The 16,852-nt window shown below is 63.0% G+C and carries 15 protein-coding genes; 11 read left to right on the forward strand and 4 right to left on the reverse strand.

The window, feature by feature from the left end; translation table 11 throughout:
* Window positions 1-14: 14 nt before the first annotated feature.
* From ABIT12_RS08765 to ABIT12_RS08780, 4 genes are all read right to left on the reverse strand, one after another.
* Window positions 15-893, reverse strand: a complete 879-nt coding sequence (locus ABIT12_RS08765) for a carbohydrate ABC transporter permease (protein WP_348042565.1) — start codon at window positions 891-893, stop codon at window positions 15-17.
* Window positions 893-1,984, reverse strand: coding sequence for a sugar ABC transporter permease (locus tag ABIT12_RS08770; protein ID WP_348042566.1), 1,092 nt, complete (start codon window positions 1,982-1,984; stop codon window positions 893-895). The genes ABIT12_RS08765 and ABIT12_RS08770 overlap by 1 nt, the downstream gene beginning before the upstream one ends.
* 210 nt (window positions 1,985-2,194) lie before the next feature.
* A complete protein-coding gene (locus ABIT12_RS08775) occupies window positions 2,195-3,454 on the reverse strand; it encodes an extracellular solute-binding protein (RefSeq protein ID WP_348042567.1) in 1,260 nt (419 codons plus the stop codon).
* Window positions 3,451-4,536, reverse strand: a complete 1,086-nt coding sequence (locus ABIT12_RS08780) for a LacI family DNA-binding transcriptional regulator (RefSeq protein ID WP_348042568.1) — start codon at window positions 4,534-4,536, stop codon at window positions 3,451-3,453. Before ABIT12_RS08780 ends, ABIT12_RS08775 begins: the two co-directional genes overlap by 4 nt.
* 371 nt (window positions 4,537-4,907) lie before the next feature.
* On the opposite strand from ABIT12_RS08780, the gene ABIT12_RS08785 reads away from it, so the two are divergent.
* The 11 genes from ABIT12_RS08785 (at window position 4,908) to ABIT12_RS08835 (ending at window position 16,784) form a co-directional block, all read left to right on the forward strand.
* Window positions 4,908-5,330: a nitroreductase/quinone reductase family protein gene (locus ABIT12_RS08785; protein ID WP_348042569.1), complete on the forward strand. Its 423-nt coding sequence runs from the start codon at window positions 4,908-4,910 to the stop codon at window positions 5,328-5,330.
* A gap of 119 nt (window positions 5,331-5,449) precedes the next feature.
* Window positions 5,450-6,460, forward strand: coding sequence for a glucose-6-phosphate dehydrogenase (coenzyme-F420) (gene fgd / locus ABIT12_RS08790; RefSeq protein WP_348042570.1), 1,011 nt, complete (start codon window positions 5,450-5,452; stop codon window positions 6,458-6,460).
* Window positions 6,457-7,290 carry a coenzyme F420-0:L-glutamate ligase gene (gene cofE, locus ABIT12_RS08795; RefSeq protein WP_348042571.1) on the forward strand — a complete coding sequence of 278 codons (834 nt, stop codon included), beginning with the start codon at window positions 6,457-6,459 and terminating at the stop codon, window positions 7,288-7,290. Before fgd ends, cofE begins: the two co-directional genes overlap by 4 nt.
* Before the next feature lie 6 nt (window positions 7,291-7,296).
* Window positions 7,297-8,238: a putative F420-0 ABC transporter substrate-binding protein gene (locus tag ABIT12_RS08800; protein WP_348042572.1), complete on the forward strand. Its 942-nt coding sequence runs from the start codon at window positions 7,297-7,299 to the stop codon at window positions 8,236-8,238.
* Window positions 8,238-9,254 carry an iron chelate uptake ABC transporter family permease subunit gene (locus tag ABIT12_RS08805; protein WP_348042573.1) on the forward strand — a complete coding sequence of 339 codons (1,017 nt, stop codon included), beginning with the start codon at window positions 8,238-8,240 and terminating at the stop codon, window positions 9,252-9,254. Before ABIT12_RS08800 ends, ABIT12_RS08805 begins: the two co-directional genes overlap by 1 nt.
* Window positions 9,251-10,060 (forward strand): ABC transporter ATP-binding protein, encoded by an 810-nt coding sequence (locus ABIT12_RS08810; protein WP_348042574.1) that lies wholly within the window; start codon window positions 9,251-9,253, stop codon window positions 10,058-10,060. Before ABIT12_RS08805 ends, ABIT12_RS08810 begins: the two co-directional genes overlap by 4 nt.
* 64 nt (window positions 10,061-10,124) lie before the next feature.
* The gene (locus ABIT12_RS08815; RefSeq protein ID WP_348042575.1) at window positions 10,125-11,126 is read left to right on the forward strand and encodes a TIGR03842 family LLM class F420-dependent oxidoreductase; all 1,002 of its coding nucleotides are present in this window, start codon (window positions 10,125-10,127) and stop codon (window positions 11,124-11,126) included.
* A gap of 160 nt (window positions 11,127-11,286) precedes the next feature.
* Window positions 11,287-13,686, forward strand: a complete 2,400-nt coding sequence (locus tag ABIT12_RS08820; RefSeq protein WP_348042576.1) for a glucan 1,4-alpha-glucosidase — start codon at window positions 11,287-11,289, stop codon at window positions 13,684-13,686.
* 18 nt (window positions 13,687-13,704) lie between these two features.
* A complete protein-coding gene (gene gnd / locus ABIT12_RS08825) occupies window positions 13,705-14,715 on the forward strand; it encodes a phosphogluconate dehydrogenase (NAD(+)-dependent, decarboxylating) (RefSeq protein ID WP_348042577.1) in 1,011 nt (336 codons plus the stop codon).
* 2 nt (window positions 14,716-14,717) lie between these two features.
* Entirely contained in the window at window positions 14,718-16,094 is a 1,377-nt protein-coding gene (zwf, locus tag ABIT12_RS08830; RefSeq protein ID WP_348042578.1) for a glucose-6-phosphate dehydrogenase, read from the forward strand.
* A 12-nt stretch (window positions 16,095-16,106) separates the two neighbouring features.
* Window positions 16,107-16,784, forward strand: a complete 678-nt coding sequence (locus tag ABIT12_RS08835; protein ID WP_348042579.1) for an ROK family protein — start codon at window positions 16,107-16,109, stop codon at window positions 16,782-16,784.
* Window positions 16,785-16,852: the final 68 nt, after the last annotated feature.

Genomic DNA, 16,852 nt, shown 5'->3' on the forward strand with positions numbered 1-16,852 from the left:
CTATGGGGTAAAAGTCAGCCCTTGATCCCGGTCGAGGCGATCGAAGCGATGAACGCCCGTTGCAGGAACAGGTAAAAGGCAAGGACGGGGATGGTGATCAGCGACAGGTAGGCCATCACTTCGCCCCAGGCGATATTGAGCTGGAAGAAGTATTGCAGCCCCACCATGACCGGGCGGAACTGCTCGGACTGGGTGGTCATCAATGGCCACAGATACTGGTTGTACATGGCCAGGAATTTCAGGATCGCCGCTGTGGCAAACACCGGGCCCGAGATCGGCACGATGACCTTGGAATAGACCTGGAACCAGGTGGCGCCGTCGAGCCGCGCCGCTTCGATCAACTCCTTTGGCAGGTCGCGGAAATATTGCACGAACAGGAAGATGGTCAGCCCATCGGCAATGAACGGCACGATCTGCACATGATAGGAATTGAGCCAGCCAAAGGTGACGCCGCTGGAACTGACCCAGGGCAGGTTGTTGACCACCATCAGCATCGGAATGGCGATGGTTTCAAAGGGCACGATCAAGGTGGCGATGATGATCGCCAGCACCAGTTCGCGGCCGCGCCAGGTGATGCAGGCAAACGAGAACGCCGCCATCGAACACAGGAACAGCGACAGCACCACGGTGATGGCAGTGACCAGGATCGAATTGAAGATGAACAGCGCCACCGGCGCCCGCTTGAATGCGGCAAAGTAATTGTCGAGCGAGATATCGCCCACTGGCAGGAAGGCGCGCAGCGACGAGGTATCGCTGAGCAATTGCTGATCCGGTTTCAGCGACGACACCAGCATAAACACCAGTGGGAAGATGAAGATCAGCGCGACCACGACCAGCAGTCCATAGCGCAGCGTCAGCTTGACCGGACCATTGCCGGATTTGAGGGCGGTCATCACTTCTTCTCCCGGGTGAGATAGCGTTGCAGCAGCGAGATCGACAAAACCATCAGGAACAGCACCACCGAAATCGAGGAGCCGCCGGCGATGTCCTGCTTTTCGTAGCCGCGCGATACCGCCTGCAACACCATGGTCTGGGTGCTATCGAGCGGGCCGCCACGGGTCATGACGTTGACCTGGGAGAACAGGGCAAAAGCCTGCATGGTGATGACGATCAGGATCAGCACTGCGGTATTGCGCAGGCCGGGCCAGGTTACGTACCTGAATTTCTGCCAGCCGGTGGCGCCTTCGATATCGGCCGCCTCATAGAGCGAGACGGGAATGGTTTGCAGGCCCGAAAGCCAGATCACCATGTGAAACCCCACCGCCTGCCAGATCGACATCGCCATGATGGCGCCGAGCGCCGTGGCTGGATTGCCCAGCCAGTCGACGGGCTTGAACCCGCCAAAGGTGATGGCGCCCAGCATGGAGTTGAGCAGGCCGTTCTGGCCGTCATAGATAAAGCGCCAGAGCAGGGCGACGACGACGATCGACACCACCACCGGCATGAAATAGATGGCGCGGAACACGTTGATGCCGCGCAGTTTCTGGTTGATCAGCAGCGCCAGCAGCAGCGCCAGCCCACCCTGCAACGGCGCCACGAAAATCACGAACAGCAGCGTATTGCCGACCGCCTTGAGGAACAGCAGATCGCGCGCCAGCACCACGACCCTGGTGTCGCCAAACTGCAGCGAGGTCATTTCGCGCATGCCGTCATATTGCGGATAGTCGGGATTGTTGCGGGTAAAGCCGCGCACCGCCGGATAGCTCGCCGCGCCGGTCGCGTCGCGCAACACTTGCTTGGAGGTCGAATCGAGATCGGGTTGCAGCGTCAGGATGCCGACCCCGAGCAGGCTCTCGAAATTACGGGTTCCGACAAACTCGGTCGGGTTGGGCGAAACCAGCCGCTGATTGGTGAACGACAGCGCAAAGGCCAGAACGAACGGCACGATCAGGAAGGTCACCAGCAGCAGGAAGGCGGGCAGTGCCATCAGCCAGCCGGCGCGCGGGGAATCCTGCAATTTCGATCTTGAAACGGGTCCGGACATCTTGGTCTCCCTGCGGTGGCTTGGTTGGGGTGCGGTTCGCCCGTGGGCGAACCGCCGTCCGGGAGGGACGTGGGAGGTCGAGACGTTGCGGATCCCGAGGGGGTCGGATGCCGCAACGCCTTAGTCTGCCGCGCAAGCGGCGGGACGCCAGAGCGTTTCCAGCAAAAGTGGACGCCACTTTTGCGGTTCGGAAACGTGACAACAAATGCTCTAGAAACCGTAGTTCTTGTTCTTTTCGATATCGGCGTTGATCTCGTCGGTCGCCGCATCGAGCGTGTCGGTGACGTTGGCGCCATTGGCGATATCGGCGAGGGCCTTTTCAAAGATCTTGGCGTCCACGATGTAGCCCGGGGTCACCGGACGGACGAGCGCCTGCTTTTCGCTGAGCGCGTAGAACGCCGTCATGGCGCCGCCGTCCTTGTAGTTCTTGGACATTGCCGCTGCCGTCTTGGTCGGCGGAATGTTGCCGATGCCATCGGAGAAGGCGGCGAAATACTTGTCCTGCAGGGCGAACTTGATAAACGCGGTGGCGCCATCCTTATGCTGGCTGCCGGCGGTGACGCCGAACTGCCAGGAGGCAGCGCCGATCTTGGGGCCATGGCCGAAATCAGGCGCCGGCAGGAACAGCACGTCATCGAATTTTTCGAGCGCGCCGAGTGCGGCCCAGTTGCCGTTCCAGCTCAGGGCATATTTGCCGTTGATGAAGCCGGTATCGCGGTCAGCCGGATCCTGCGAGGTGCCGGGCGCCAGCTTGTCGACAAACAGGTGCTGCCACCATTCGCCAAACTTGATCGCGTCAGGCCCGTTCAGCGCGCCTTCGGCGGTCTTATAGGTGGTGCGGTCAACGATATCGCCGCCAAAGCTCTGCAGCAGCGGGCTGAATGCATAGGGATACCATTCCCCGGTCCAGGCCATGCCCAGATCGAGCGGGTATTCGAACTTGCCACTGGCCTTGAGCTTTTGCAGGATTGCCTCGAACTCGTCGCCGGTCCAGGGCTGCTCCAGCGTCGGCACGCGGATGCCAAATTCATCGAGCACCGACTTGCGCGCGACCATCGACACCGCCGCGTCCCACAGGCCGACCGAATAGAGCTTGCCCTGCCACTTGCCCAGCGTGCCGGGCAGGTAATCGGCAAACATGCTCTCGGGCAGATCGAGCGGCGCCATATAGCCCGACCAGGCCCAGTTCGGCATATTGGGGCCGTCGACGTCCAGAATATCGGGGAGTTTGTTGGACAGGGCGGCAGCGGTGACGCTGTCATTATAGGCGCCCTGCGGGAATTCTTCGAGCTTGATCGCCCAATCGGTCTGCGACGTGTTGAAATCGTCGATGATGCCGATCAGCACCTGGCGTTCCACCGGATTGCCGGCGCCGTGATACCACATGCTCAGATCAGTTGCGGCAAAGCTCGTGCCGCCCAAGGCGGTCGAAATCGCCAGAGCACCAATGAGTGTCCTGAAGAACGTCATGTTTCTTTCCTCCTGCTTATGAATGGCGTGACGACGGTGTCACGGGCCCTGACGGATTCCCGCCAGACCACCGGACCCGAGACCAGTTCCTGGCTCGGTTCATTCGGTTTGGTTGTGCCTGTGATCAGGCGCATCAGCTTGTCGGCAGCCCGCATGCCCATCACCCCATAGGGCAGGTCGACGCTGGTCACGGTCGGGTGCAGATGCTCGGTGATAATCTTGTAGTCATCATAGCCGGCGATCGAGATGTCGTCGGGGATCGACAGGCCGCGCTGGCGCAGCAGCGTGTAGACGCGCATCACCATCTTGTCGTTGGCGCAGCAGATCACGGTGGGCGGTTCAGGCAGCCGCAGCAACCGGTCCAGCGAGTCCCAGAGCCTGTCGAATTCATGGGCTTCGTCACTCAGCGCCCCGGCCAGTACCAGATCGGCGTCATAGGCGATGCCATTCTCGGCCAGCGCCCGCTGATAGCCTTTGGTGCGCAGCGGCCGCGCCGTCTGACGCTCGGGCAACGTGAGAAAACCGATGCGGCGGTGGCCCTTGTGGATCAGCAGAGCGGTCAGGTCGTGCTGGCCGCCCTCGTCATCGGGCAGCACTGTGGGGGTGCCATGGGCATCAAAACAGTTGGCCAGCACCAGCTTGGTTTTGCGCACGCTGGCCGGCAGTTCCACCTGCTGGTGCCAGCCCGCGATATAGATCAGCCCCTCGACCCGATGTTCGAGAAAGGTTTGCACCAGCGCGGGAATCCGGTCCGGCTTGCCGCCGGTGTCGGAAATCAGCAGCGTCATGCCATGTTCGGCAAAGGCGCGCTGGGCGCCCTGCACGATATAGATGTCAGGCAGGCCCGCCGCCTCGAACGATTGCAGCGAGGTGCTGATGGCGCCGGTGATCATCCCGATCAGGCCCGATTTCTGACTGCGCATCGAGCGAGCGGCGCTGGACGGCACATAGGTCAGACTGGCCATGGCGGCATTGACCGCTTCGCGGGTCTTGTCATTGACCGGCGCATCCCCGTTGAGGACGCGGCTGACCGTCTTGGGCGATACACCCGCAAGGCGGGCAACGTCGTAAATCGTGGCCATCGGTTTCTCCCTGGCGCTGGAACAATTTCCAAGCCGATGCTTAGCGCGAAACGGCGTCGCGCCCAGGCCCGGAATGTGGAAAATCCTCCAGCAGCGTGTCGTGCTCAGCTTATGACACCGATGTCATGACACCGATGTCATTTCGCATAGTTTTGCCAGGACGTCAACATCTGTGCATGGAACGAGCCTGAATCAGGCCGTCGGCCGGCGTGTCCGTCGATCAGAAATGCGACGTCGACGTGCCAGGCGGCTTCAAAGCAGCATTGACTACCAGTGAGCCTCGCCTATCTGTTTGAGGTGGCGTAGCCTTGGCGCCCAAGGTTGGCATCGATCGCTGCAAGGCATTCGCCAACAAGTGGGAAGGTTCAAAAATGAACGACTTCAATCAACAGGTTATCGCCGATTTCAACCAGCACGGCGGCCAGCCAGGGGGTTACTTCAAGGATGCTCCGGTGCTGTTGCTGCACGCCATCGGCGCCAAATCCGGCCTGGAACGCACCCAGCCATTGATGTTCCTGCGGGACGGGAAGGGCCCTTGGTACGTCTTTGCCTCCTATGGAGGGGCACCCAAGGACCCGGCATGGTTCCACAACGTCGTCGCTCATCCCGATTTCGAGATTTCGGTCGGCGACGGCAAGGTCATCGAGCGGGTTCCCGTCCACGCCCGCGCGCTCGAAGGCGCCGAACGGGACACCATCTATGCCGAGCAGGCCAAGCGGTTTCCCCAATTTGCCAAATATGCGGAAGAAACGACGCGCGATATCATTCCGGTGGTCGAGCTGAACCGTCGCTGAGTCTTGGCAGGACAGGCGGAGCGCGCCACTGAAATGGCGGCGCGCTCCGCCTGCAAGATTCCGGTGGACAAATCTTTGACCATTTGGTCAAAATAACGAATTCCGGCTGGGAGGCGCAAATGCGGTTTGGATATAAGGCATCGGCCGAGCAGTTTTCACCCAATGCGCTGCTGGCCTTCGCGGTGCAGGCCGAACAGGCCGGGTTCGACTCGGTGTTTGTCAGCGACCATTTCCAGCCCTGGAAACATACCGATGGGCATGCCCCGTTCGCGCCGGCCTGGATGGCTGCAGTTTTGGCGCGGACCGAGCGGATCATTCTGGGCACTTCGGTGCTGACCCCGACCTTCCGGCTGCATCCTTCCGTTGTCGCCCACGCCTTCGGCACATTGGGAGCGATGTTTCCCGGTCGCGTCATTCTGGGCGTCGGCACCGGCGAATCGCTGAACGAAGTGCCGGCCACCGGCATGGAATGGCCCGAACTCAAGGAGCGCTCGGCGCGGCTGCGCGAAGCGGTCAAACTCATCCGCCAGCTCTGGACGCAGGATCGCGTCAGCTTCGAGGGCGAATACTACAAGACCGTCAATGCCACGATCTATGACAAGCCTGCCGAACCGGTGCCGATCTATATCGCTGCCGGCGGGCCGCTGAATGCCAAATATGCCGGCCGCGCCGGCGACGGCTTTATCTGCACGTCGGGCAAGGGCGCCGAGCTGTATGTCGATCAACTGCTGCCCAATGTGGAAATCGGCCGCGCCGAAAGCGAGACGGCCGGCAAGCCCTATGAGCGCATGATCGAGGTCAAGGTGTCGTTCGATACCGATCCGGATCGTGCCCTCAACGACACGCGGCTGTGGGCGGCTTTGTCGCTTTCGGCCGAGGAAAAGCATTCGGTGCAGGACCCCGCCGAAATGGAGCGGCTGGCCGCCGAACTGCCGATCGAGCGGGTCGCCAAGCGCTGGATCGTTTCCAGCGATCCCGAGGAACATGTCGCCGCGATCAAGACCTATATCGACTATGGCTTCGATCATCTGGTGTTCCATGCGCCGGGCAACGATCAGGCCCGGTTCATCGATCTCTACGCGCGGGAAATCTTGCCGCGTCTGCGCCAGCTGACGGGATTGCCATCGTGAGCTTGCCGCGGTTTTTCGTCTGGGCGGTCCCCGGCATTCCCGAAGTCCATGATGGCGACGATCTGCGCGCACTGATCCTTGACGCCATCGATACCATGGCCGCAGGGGATCCCGAGCTGGCATTGGCCGATGGCGATATTCTGGTGGTTGCCAGCAAGATTATCGCCAAGGCCGAGGGGCGGCTGGTGCCTGCCACCGACCGCGAAAAAGCCATCACCGAAGACACCGTCCGCGTCGTCGCCGAACGCGTTCATCCCGGCGGCATCACCCGCATCGTGGAAACAAGGCAGGGGCTGATCATGGCTGCCGCGGGCATCGACATGTCCAATGTGCCTGATGGTTTTGCGCTGCGCCTGCCAGAAGATCCCGACAAATCCGCCAACGCGCTGTGCGCCGCGCTGCGCGATCGCCTCGGCTTTGCGCTGGGCGTCATTATCACCGACACCTTTGGCCGCCCCTGGCGCGTCGGGCAGACCGATGTCGCCATCGGCGCGGCTGGGGTGCAGCTGTCCGAAGACCTGCGCGGCGGCAATGATGCCAATGGAAGGCCATTGCATGCCACCATTGCTGTGGTCGCCGATGAAATTGCCGGCGCTGCCGATCTGGTCAAGGGCAAGGCCGGCGGCCTGCCGGTTGCCGTGGTGCGCGGGCTGGGCCGGCTGGTGTGCGGCCTCGACGCCCCCGGGGCGCGGGCGCTGGTGCGGTCGCTCGAGGAAGACATGTTCCGCTTCGGTTCAGCCGAAGCCTACCAGCTCGGCTATGATACGGCGCGGGCAGAACTTGAAGGCAAGGGTTCGGCCATTCGGCAGGACGCCAGGCAGGGGAATTAATCGATCATGCGTCTCGTCGTCCTTACCACCGCTCTGTTGGCCCTTAGCGGCCCGGCTTTTGCCGCCACCACCTATCCGCTGACGCTGCAGAACTGCGGCGCCGAAGTCACCTTCGACAAGGCACCGGCCCGCGTCGTCACCATCAAGTCCACCGCCACCGAACTGCTGCTGTCGCTGGGTCTGGGTGACCGCATTGTCGGTGTCGGCTTTCAGGATGGGCCTCTGCCCGAGGCGCTGGCTGCAGCCGGGGCTAGTCTCAAGGTGCTTGCCGACAAGCTGCCGTCGCAGGAAGTGGTGCTCGAAACCGACCCCGATTTCATCTATGGCGGCTGGGAAAGCAACTTTGCTGCCGACGGTGCTGGGGAACGGCCAACGCTGGAACAGCTGGGCGTCAAAACCTATGTCGCGCCCGCTGCCTGCCGCACCGTCAAGCCACCCAAACTGAGCTTTGACGCCATCTTTGCCGAAATCGGCGAAATGGGCAGCATTTTCGATGCCGACGCGGCGGCCACCGCACTGGTCGACAGCCAGAAGGCCAGCCTTGCAGCGCTCGCGCCCGATCCGCGGGGCCTGACCGCTGTCTGGTATTCCTCCGGCACCAAGGCGCCCTATGTCGGCGCGGGCAGCAACGCCCCGGCAATGATCATGACTGCGCTTGGCCTCAAGAACGTCTTCGGCGATGTCGATGACGGTTGGGTCGCCGCCAGTTGGGAGGCTGTGGTCGATGCCAATCCGGACGTGATCGTGCTGGTCGATGCGGCCTGGAATCCGGCGGCGCAAAAGATCAAGCTGCTGTCGGAAAATCCGATCACCAGCCAGCTCGATGCCGTGGTCAACCAGCGCTATCTGATCATTCCGTTCCCGGCCTCCGAAGCCGGGGTGCGCAATGTACCGGCGACGCTCGATCTGGCCAAACAACTGGCCGCTCTGAACATTCCGGCCAAGTAATGCCGCAACGGCCAGCCTATCTGGCCGCCTATGCTGGCCTCTGGGCGCTGTTGCTGGCCAGCGCCACCATCGCGGTAACCTTCGGGCCGGCCGAAATTTCGCCGACCGAGGTGTGGGGCACCATCCTGCATCATCTGGGGATGGCGGGCGACAGCCCGCTGTCCCACCTGCGCGATGCCATCGTCTGGCAATTGCGGCTGCCGCGCGTGCTGGCCGCTTTGGGGATTGGCGCCGGTCTGGCACTGGCTGGCACGGTCATGCAGGTGTTGACCCGCAATCCGCTGGCCGATCCCTATCTGCTCGGCCTGTCATCGGGCGCGGCGCTGGGTGCGGTGATTTTCCTGTTGACCGGGGCGGCGCTGCTGATGCCGGTCGGAGCGTTTCTGGGCAGCCTTGCCGCGCTGGGGCTGGCCCTGCTGATCGCCCGACTACTCGGCGGCGCCACGCCGTCACGCGCTATCCTTGCCGGCATTTGCATCGCCGCGCTGGCCTCGGCTGCCACATCGCTGCTGATCTTCTGGTCGGCTACCGGCGATTCCTATCGTGAAATCCTCAGCTGGTTGCTGGGATCGCTCAGTGGCACCACCTGGGGCGATGCCGTTCTGGTGATGCTGGCGCTGGCGCTGTGTACGCCGATCATTTTGTTGTCCGGCCGCGGCCTTGATGCCTTTGCCTTTGGCGATGATGCCGCCGCCAGTCTTGGCATCGACATCACGCGCCTGCGCTGGACCCTGCTGGCCGCCACCGCGCTGTTGACCGGGGTGATGGTGGCCATTGGCGGTGCCATCGGTTTTGTCGGACTGGTGGTGCCCCATGCGGTGCGGCTGGCGGTGGGGTCGCGCCATCGCGTGCTGCTGCCGATGTCGATGCTGGTCGGCGCCATTTTCATGTTGTGGACCGATACGGCGGCGCGCACCCTGTTCGACCCGCGCGAACTGCCGGTCGGCATCGTCACCGCTCTGATCGGCGCACCGGCCTTCCTGTTGATCCTGCTGCGCTACCGGCGGGTGACATGAGCGGGCTGGTGGTGGGCAATGCCACGGTCAAAGCCGGCGACCGCACGATCCTGAACCGGGTCAGCCTGACCGCGCCCAAAGGCGGTGTCACCGGGCTGATCGGGCCAAATGGCGCCGGCAAGTCGACGCTGATTGCGGCCATGCTCGGCCTGCGCCGCCTTTCCTCTGGCACCATCGCCTTCAACGGCACCAACCTGCCCGGCATGGTGCCCGGGGAGCGGGCAAAACTGTGCGCCTATGTCGAACAGTCCGCCACGACAGCGGAGCGCCTGACCGTGCGCGACGTGGTGGCGCTGGGGCGTGTGCCGTTCCAGACCGCCTGGCAGACCATGCCGTCGGGGCACGATGCGCTGCTGGTGCAGGCTGCGCTTGAGGCGATCGGCCTGTCCGCCTTTGCCACCCGGCTCTACCACACGCTGTCCGGGGGCGAACAGCAGCGGGTGCAGATTGCCCGGGCGTTGACGCAGGAGCCCCAGTTGCTGCTGCTGGACGAACCCACCAGCCACCTCGATATTCAGGCCCAACTGCTGGTGCTCGATCTGTTGCGCCGCCGCGCCGAGGCCGGCTGCACCATCGTGCTGGCCATGCATGATCTCAATCTGGCGGCGCGATTTTGCGATCATCTGGTGGTGATGCAGGCGGGCGCCGTGGTTGCACAGGGTTCGCCCGATGCAATCCTGCAGCCCGATCTGCTACGGCAGGTCTATGGCGTTGCCGCCACCATCGTGCGCCTGCCGGGCAGTGCGCACCCCATTGTTGTCTATGATCGCGCCGAAACTGATGCCGCCGCTGCAAAATTGGATTGACAATGGCGCGCCGACAGACAGAATTTGATCGTCTGGTCAAATTTCGGGCGAGGAGCGCGACACCATGGAATTCGGGATCACCTTCAAGGGCTTTGTCGATGCCGAGCGGGCCCGCTATCTGGTGCGGCAGGCCGAGTTTGCCGGCTTCACCTATTGCTGGTTCTACGATTCCCATATTCTCTGGCGCGATTGCTACGCCGCCATCGCCATGTGCATGGAACACACCGAGCACATGCGCTTTGGTCCGCTGGTGACCAATCCCGACGTGCGCGACTGGTCGGTCGCCGCCTCGATCTTCGGTTCGCTCTCCAAGCAGAGCGGGGGACGCTTCGACCTGGCAGTTGGCCGTGGCGACAGTTCGATGCGCGTCATGGGCAAGAAACCCGCAACGCTCGGCCGGGTCGCCGAATTCATCGCCAAGACCAAGGCCATGGTGCGCGGCGAGGAAGTCTCCTACGGCGAAATCCCGGCGCCGGTGAAGTTCCCCTGGGCCGTGGGCCACGAAATACCCAGCTGGATTGCCGCCTATGGGCCGCTGGCGCTCAAGACTGCGGGCGAAGCCGCCGAAGGCGTGGTGTTGCAGATTGCCGATCCGGGGCTGTGCAAGTGGTTCACCGACCAGTGCATCGATGCCGGCAAGGCGGCGGGCAAGGACATGTCGGGCTTCCGCTCGATGGCGGCGGCGCCGGCCTATTTTGGCGACAAGCGGAAGGCCATCGAAGCGGTCAAATGGTTCCCCGCCATGGTGGGCAACCACGTCGCCGATATCGTGGAAAAGTACGGCGCCGACAGCGACCAGGTGCCCAAGAGCCTGACCTCCTACGTCGAAAAGCGCCGCGGCTATGACTATTCCAAGCACGGCCAGGCCGATAACCCGTTCCTCGATTTCATCACCGACGATATCGTCGAAAGCTTCTGCGTGCTGGGCGAACCCGCCGACCACATCGCCAAGATCCGTGACCTCGAAACGGCGGGTGTCACCCAGTTCAACATCTATCTCGACAGCGGCGAAGAAGAAGACATCATTGCTCGTTACGGCCGCGAGGTAATCCCGGCCTTCCGCTAGACCGAACTGCCGACGAAGCGAACGCGGCGTGGATTTCTGCCGCGTTCGCTCGTGCCGTTGCGGTCGGCCATTTTAACATTCGTTCATTGTTCCGAAGCTGACCAAGAAGGGCCACAATGGGGGAGCCTGTGGCTCTGCCGACTTAGGAACCGATGCCCAATTGAACACGCTGCTTGATTTTGCCCCCGGCGGTCCCGGCATTCCGGCGCGCTGGACCTCCAGCGCCAAAAGCGGGGTGGGGACGGCATTGTCGGCGGCATCGCCGGTCTGGTTCACCCTCAGCCACGGCATCCTGAACGAAGTCTATTATCCAAGGGTGGATAGCGCCTGCATCCGCGATTTCGGCCTGCTGATCGTCGGACCGAACGGCTATTTCTCCGAGGAAAAGCGCGATTGCGCTACGGTGACGCAGCAGAACGAGGCCGGCGTTCCCGCCTTTCACGTCGTTAACACCTCCGCTGACGGCCGCTACCGCATCGACAAGCAGGTCATTTCCGATCCGTCCCGCCCGACGGTTTTACAGCGCATCACCTTCACTGCCCTGGTGGGAAAGCCATCGGACTATCGGGTCTATGCGCTGCTGGCGCCGCATCTGGTCAATGCCGGCATGGCCAATTCGGCCTGGATCGGCGAGCAACGCGATGTGCCCCTGCTGTTTGCCAGCGGGCGGTCGCGCTATCTGGCGCTGGGCTGTTCTCTGCCGTTGCGGGAGCGTTCGGTGGGGTTTGTCGGGCAATCGGATGGCTATCAGCAATTGCTGCGCGACGGGGTGATCGATCCGCAATATCAGCGGGCCGACGATGGCAATATCGCCCTGGTGGGCGAGATCGGCTTTTCCGAGGGCAACACGACCGCGATATTGGCGCTCGGCTTCGGCCAATCGGAAACCGAGGCCGGGGCGCATGTGCTGGCCAGTCTGCGTGACGGCTTTGATGGCGCATCGCAGGCCTACACCACCAATTGGCAGACCTGGCAGCAGGGACTGCGCCCGCTTGATCGTGAAGGTGGCCGCGCCTATCGCGTCTCGACCGCGGTGCTGGCAAGTCACCGCGCCGCCGATCGACCCGGCGCCGTGGTGGCAAGCCTGTCGATCCCCTGGGGCGCCAGCAAGGGCGATGACGATCTGGGCGGCTATCATCTGATCTGGCCCCGCGATCTGGTCGAGACCGCCGGCGGCTTTCTGGCAGCGGGTGACGATCGGGAGGCGCTCGCCATCCTGCAATATCTGCGCGAGGTGCAACTGGCGTCCGGGCGCTGGCCACAAAATCTGTGGCTCGACGGGCGGCCGTATTGGCACGGCGTGCAGATGGATGAATGCGCGTTCCCGATCCTTTTGACCGACCTGCTGCATCGTCGCGATCACCTGACCGGCACGCTGCTCGACCGCTTCATGCCGATGGTCCGGCGCGCCGCCGGCTACATCATCGCCAATGGCCCGGCCACCAGCCAGGATCGCTGGGAAGAAGACGGCGGCTATAGTCCGTTCACTCTGGCGGTGGAGATTGCCGCCTTGCTGGCAGCGGCCGATCTGCTGGAGCACCGCAACGACGCCGCAGCGGCGGAATTGCTGCGCCAGACCGCCGATTGCTGGAACGAGCAGATCGAAGACTGGACCTATGCCGGCGATCCGGACCTCTGCGCCGAAATGGGCGTGGCGGGTTACTATGTGCGGATCAGCGGCAATGACATTACCGATGTGGCCGGCGCCGCCGAGGGGCGCACGCCGATCCGAAATCAGGTGACGGATAAGTCCTGGCTGCCGACACGGAATGTGCTGAGCCCGGATGCGCTGGCGCTGGTACGGTTCGGGCTGCGAGCGCCGCACGATCCGCGTATTCTCGATACCATCAAGGTGATCGACCGGACCTTGAAGGTGGACCTGCCCCAAGGCCCGCTGTGGTATCGCTATACCGGCGATGGCTATGGCGAAAATCCCGATGGCAGCCCGTTCGACGGCATCGGGCAGGGACGCGCCTGGCCTTTGCTGGCTGGTGAGCGCGCCCATTACGAACTGGCCGCCGGTCGTCCCGAAGCAGCCGAAAAACTGCTGGCAACGATCGAGGCTTCGGCCAGCGGCGAGGGACTGCTGCCCGAACAGGTTTGGGACAGTGCCGACGTGCCCGCGCACGAACTGTTCCTGGGTCGCCCCTCGGGCAGCGCCATGCCGCTGGTCTGGGCCCATGCCGAGCATATCAAGCTGCTGCGCTCGCTGGCTGATGGCACGGTGTTCGACATGCCGCCGCAAACCGTGGCGCGCTACGTGACGCAGCAGACGCCGTCGACGCTGCGGATCTGGCGCAACAATAACCAATTGTCCAAGATCCCGCAGGGCAAGATGCTGCGACTGCAGCTTGAGCGGAGCGCGCGTGTGCATTGGTCGGTTGATGGCTGGCAAAGTGCGACGGATACGCCAACCCTTGAGACTGGTTTTGGCCTGCACGTGGTCGATCTCGATACCAGCACGCTGGAAGCGGGTTGTGCCGTGGTGTTCACATTCCTCTGGTTGGGTGATGCGCGCTGGGACGACGCCAAATTCACGGTCCAAGTGATGGGCAAATAACGCAAACAGGAGTTGCACATGCAACTGGGCATGGTTGGTCTGGGGCGCATGGGCGCCAATATGGTGCGGCGCCTGCTCAAGGCAGGGCACCAATGCGTCGTCTATGACGTCAACCCGCAAAGCGTCGCCGCGCTGGTTGCCGAAGGCGCGGTCGGGGCTGCCAGCTATCCCGAATTTCTGGGCCAGCTGGCCCAGCCACGGGCGGTCTGGCTGATGTTGCCAGCCGCGATTACCGGCAGGATTGCGCGGGATCTGGCGAGCCAGATGGCGGCGGGCGACATCCTGATCGATGGCGGCAATTCCTATTATCGCGACGCTGTCGATCTGGCGGCCGAACTGGCGCCACGCGACATCGCCTTTGTCGATGTGGGGACCAGCGGTGGGGTATGGGGGCTCGATCGCGGTTATAGCCAGATGATTGGCGGATCGCTGCACGCCGTCGAGCGGCTCGATCCGATCTTTGCCGCCTTGGCACCGGGCGCCGATGGTCATGGCGGCACGCCGGGCACAGCCGAAACCGCCGGGCAGGGCTATCTGCATTGCGGCCCGACCGGGGCCGGGCACTTCGTCAAAATGGTCCATAACGGCATCGAATACGGCATGATGGCCGCCTATGCCGAAGGGCTCAATATCCTGCGCGCCGCCAATGCCGGCAATGACACCCGCGAGGCCGACGCCGAGACCGCACCGCTGCACGATCCGCAATATTATCGCTTCGATATCGATCTGGCGGCGGTCACCGAGGTGTGGCGCCACGGCAGCGTCATCGGTTCGTGGCTGCTCGATCTGACGGCAACCGCATTGAAGCAGGACCCCGAACTGTCAAAATTTGGCGGCCGTGTTTCGGATTCGGGCGAAGGCCGCTGGACCTTGCGGGCCGCCGTGGAAACCGGGGTGCCGGCACCAGTGCTATCCTCGGCTTTGTTTGGCCGGTTCGCCTCGCGCGACAACGACGAATTTGCCAACAAGCTGCTTTCGGCCATGCGCTATTCCTTTGGCGGCCACGCCGAAAAGCCCGAAGGGAAATGAGCATGGACAACAAGCGGTCCGACGCGCTGGTGGTGTTCGGCGCTACCGGCGATCTGGCGCACAAGATGATCCTGCCATCGCTGTATCAGATGGTGCGACGGGGTCATCTCAGCGAGCCCATCATCGGCGTGGCGTTTGATGATTGGAGTATCGACCAATTGGCCGATCGCGCCCGCGACGGCATCGTCACGCAGTTTGGCCAAGTGGACGAAACCGTCTTTGCCAAATTCAAGGGCCTGCTGCGCTATGTCAGCGGTGACTACAAGAACGCCACAACCTTTGCCAAGCTGCGCGACGCGCTGGGCGGGGCCACGCACCCGCTGTATTACCTCGCCATCCCGCCCAGCCTGTTCGGCACCGTGATTGATGGGCTCAAGGCCGCCGGCATTGCCGACCATGCGCGGCTGATGGTGGAAAAGCCATTCGGGCGCAATCTCGAAACCGCCAGGGCGCTCAACGGCGTGCTGCGCGCGGTGTTCGAGGAAGATGCGGTGTTTCGCATCGACCATTTCCTGGGCAAGGAGGCGGTGCAGAACCTGCTGTATTTCCGCTTCGCCAATGCCTTTCTCGAACCGGTGTGGAACCGCACCCATGTCGAAAGCGTGCAGATCACCATGGCCGAGGATTTCGGCATTGCCGGGCGCGGCAAGTTCTACGACGAGGTGGGATGCATCCGCGACGTGATCCAGAACCATCTGGTCAATGTGCTGCTGCTGCTGGCCATGGAGCCGCCGGTGACCAGCAGTTCCGATGATCTGAGCGATGAAAAGGTGCAGATCCTCAAAGCCATTCGCCCGCTCTCGCGGGATAATCTGGTGCGCGGCCAGTTCGACGGTTATCGCGACGAGCCGGGCGTTGCTGCGCAATCGCCGGTCGAGACCTTCGCGGCGGTGCGCCTGTTCGTGGATACCTGGCGCTGGAAGGATGTGCCCTTCTATATCCGCGCCGGAAAAAACCTGCCGGTGCGCGCCACCGAAGTGGTGGTGCGGTTCCGCCGGCCGCCAGTGGCGCTGTTTGACGATGTGGCTACCGCCGGCGCCAATTACGTGCGCTTCCGGGTGGGTCCGCAGGTGACCATCGGCATCGGCGCGCGCCGCAAGGCGCCGGGCGGGGACATGGTGGGCGAGCCGGTCGAACTGGACGCGGTCGATGACACCACCGATGACATGATGCCCTATGAACGGCTGATCGGGGACGCGCTCAACGGCAAACGCCAATTGTTCACGCGGCAGGACGCCGCCGAACTGGCCTGGCGGGTGGTCGACCCGGTGCTCGATCTGACTGACCAGCCGGCTCCTTACGCGCCTGGCTCCTGGGGCCCAGCCGAGGCCATGAAAGATTTCGCCCCGCCCGGCGGCTGGGTCGATCCGCAACCATGAAGGAAACCTGCAATGGGTGAACCTCAAACCGTCCTCGCCATCGATATCGGCGGCTCGCACGTCAAGATCATGAGCAGTGCCGGTGGCGACGAGCGCAAGGCGGTGTCCGGGCCAGCCATGAATGCAAAGGCGATGGCCGATGCGGTCGAAAAGCTGGCATCGGGGCTAAGCTATGATGTGATCGCCATGGGCTATCCCGGGCCGGTCATTCACAACCGCATTCTCGCCGAGCCGCATAATCTGGCTCCGGGTTGGACGGCGTTCGATTTTGCCCAGCGCTTCGGCAAGCCGGTCCGCATCGTCAACGATGCGCTGATGCAGGGCATCGGCAGCTATGCCGGCGGACGGATGCTGTTTCTGGGGCTGGGCACCGGCCTGGGCGCTGCCATGATCGTGGACAATGTTGCCCAGCCCATGGAGCTGGCGCACCTGCCTTACCGCAAGGGGCGCACTTTCGAGGATTATCTGGGCGCCGCCAGCCTTGCACAGCGCGGCCATGACAAGTGGGAAAAGCATGTCTTTCGCGCCGTCGAGCAGTTGAACGCGGCACTGGAGCCCGACTACGTGGTCATCGGTGGCGGCAATGTCGAAGCGCTGAAAACGCTGCCGCCCGGCGCCCGGCGCGGCGACAATGCCAACGCCTTCAAGGGCGGCTTCGCGCTCTGGCTCGATGCGTCGTTGAAGGTTTAAGAGATGGCCTTCGCCTGCAACCGGCCTGGCTGATCCGTCTCTCCCCACACTGATATGTAGCGCACAAG

It is taken from the genome of Devosia sp. (assembly GCF_039927955.1).
Lineage (GTDB): Bacteria > Pseudomonadota > Alphaproteobacteria > Rhizobiales > Devosiaceae > Devosia.

Bases quoted from the DNA above. Each gene is read 5' to 3' on its own strand.
- ABIT12_RS08765 (WP_348042565.1), bottom strand. From the start codon at position 893: ATGACCGCCCTCAAATCCGGCAATGGTCCGGTCAAGCTGACGCTGCGC.
- ABIT12_RS08770 (WP_348042566.1), bottom strand. From the start codon at position 1,984: ATGTCCGGACCCGTTTCAAGATCGAAATTGCAGGATTCCCCGCGCGCC.
- ABIT12_RS08775 (WP_348042567.1), bottom strand. From the start codon at position 3,454: ATGACGTTCTTCAGGACACTCATTGGTGCTCTGGCGATTTCGACCGCC.
- ABIT12_RS08780 (WP_348042568.1), bottom strand. From the start codon at position 4,536: ATGGCCACGATTTACGACGTTGCCCGCCTTGCGGGTGTATCGCCCAAG.
- ABIT12_RS08785 (WP_348042569.1), top strand. From the start codon at position 4,908: ATGAACGACTTCAATCAACAGGTTATCGCCGATTTCAACCAGCACGGC.
- fgd (WP_348042570.1), top strand. From the start codon at position 5,450: ATGCGGTTTGGATATAAGGCATCGGCCGAGCAGTTTTCACCCAATGCG.
- ABIT12_RS08800 (WP_348042572.1), top strand. From the start codon at position 7,297: ATGCGTCTCGTCGTCCTTACCACCGCTCTGTTGGCCCTTAGCGGCCCG.
- ABIT12_RS08805 (WP_348042573.1), top strand. From the start codon at position 8,238: ATGCCGCAACGGCCAGCCTATCTGGCCGCCTATGCTGGCCTCTGGGCG.
- ABIT12_RS08810 (WP_348042574.1), top strand. From the start codon at position 9,251: ATGAGCGGGCTGGTGGTGGGCAATGCCACGGTCAAAGCCGGCGACCGC.
- ABIT12_RS08815 (WP_348042575.1), top strand. From the start codon at position 10,125: ATGGAATTCGGGATCACCTTCAAGGGCTTTGTCGATGCCGAGCGGGCC.
- gnd (WP_348042577.1), top strand. From the start codon at position 13,705: ATGCAACTGGGCATGGTTGGTCTGGGGCGCATGGGCGCCAATATGGTG.
- zwf (WP_348042578.1), top strand. From the start codon at position 14,718: ATGGACAACAAGCGGTCCGACGCGCTGGTGGTGTTCGGCGCTACCGGC.
- ABIT12_RS08835 (WP_348042579.1), top strand. From the start codon at position 16,107: ATGGGTGAACCTCAAACCGTCCTCGCCATCGATATCGGCGGCTCGCAC.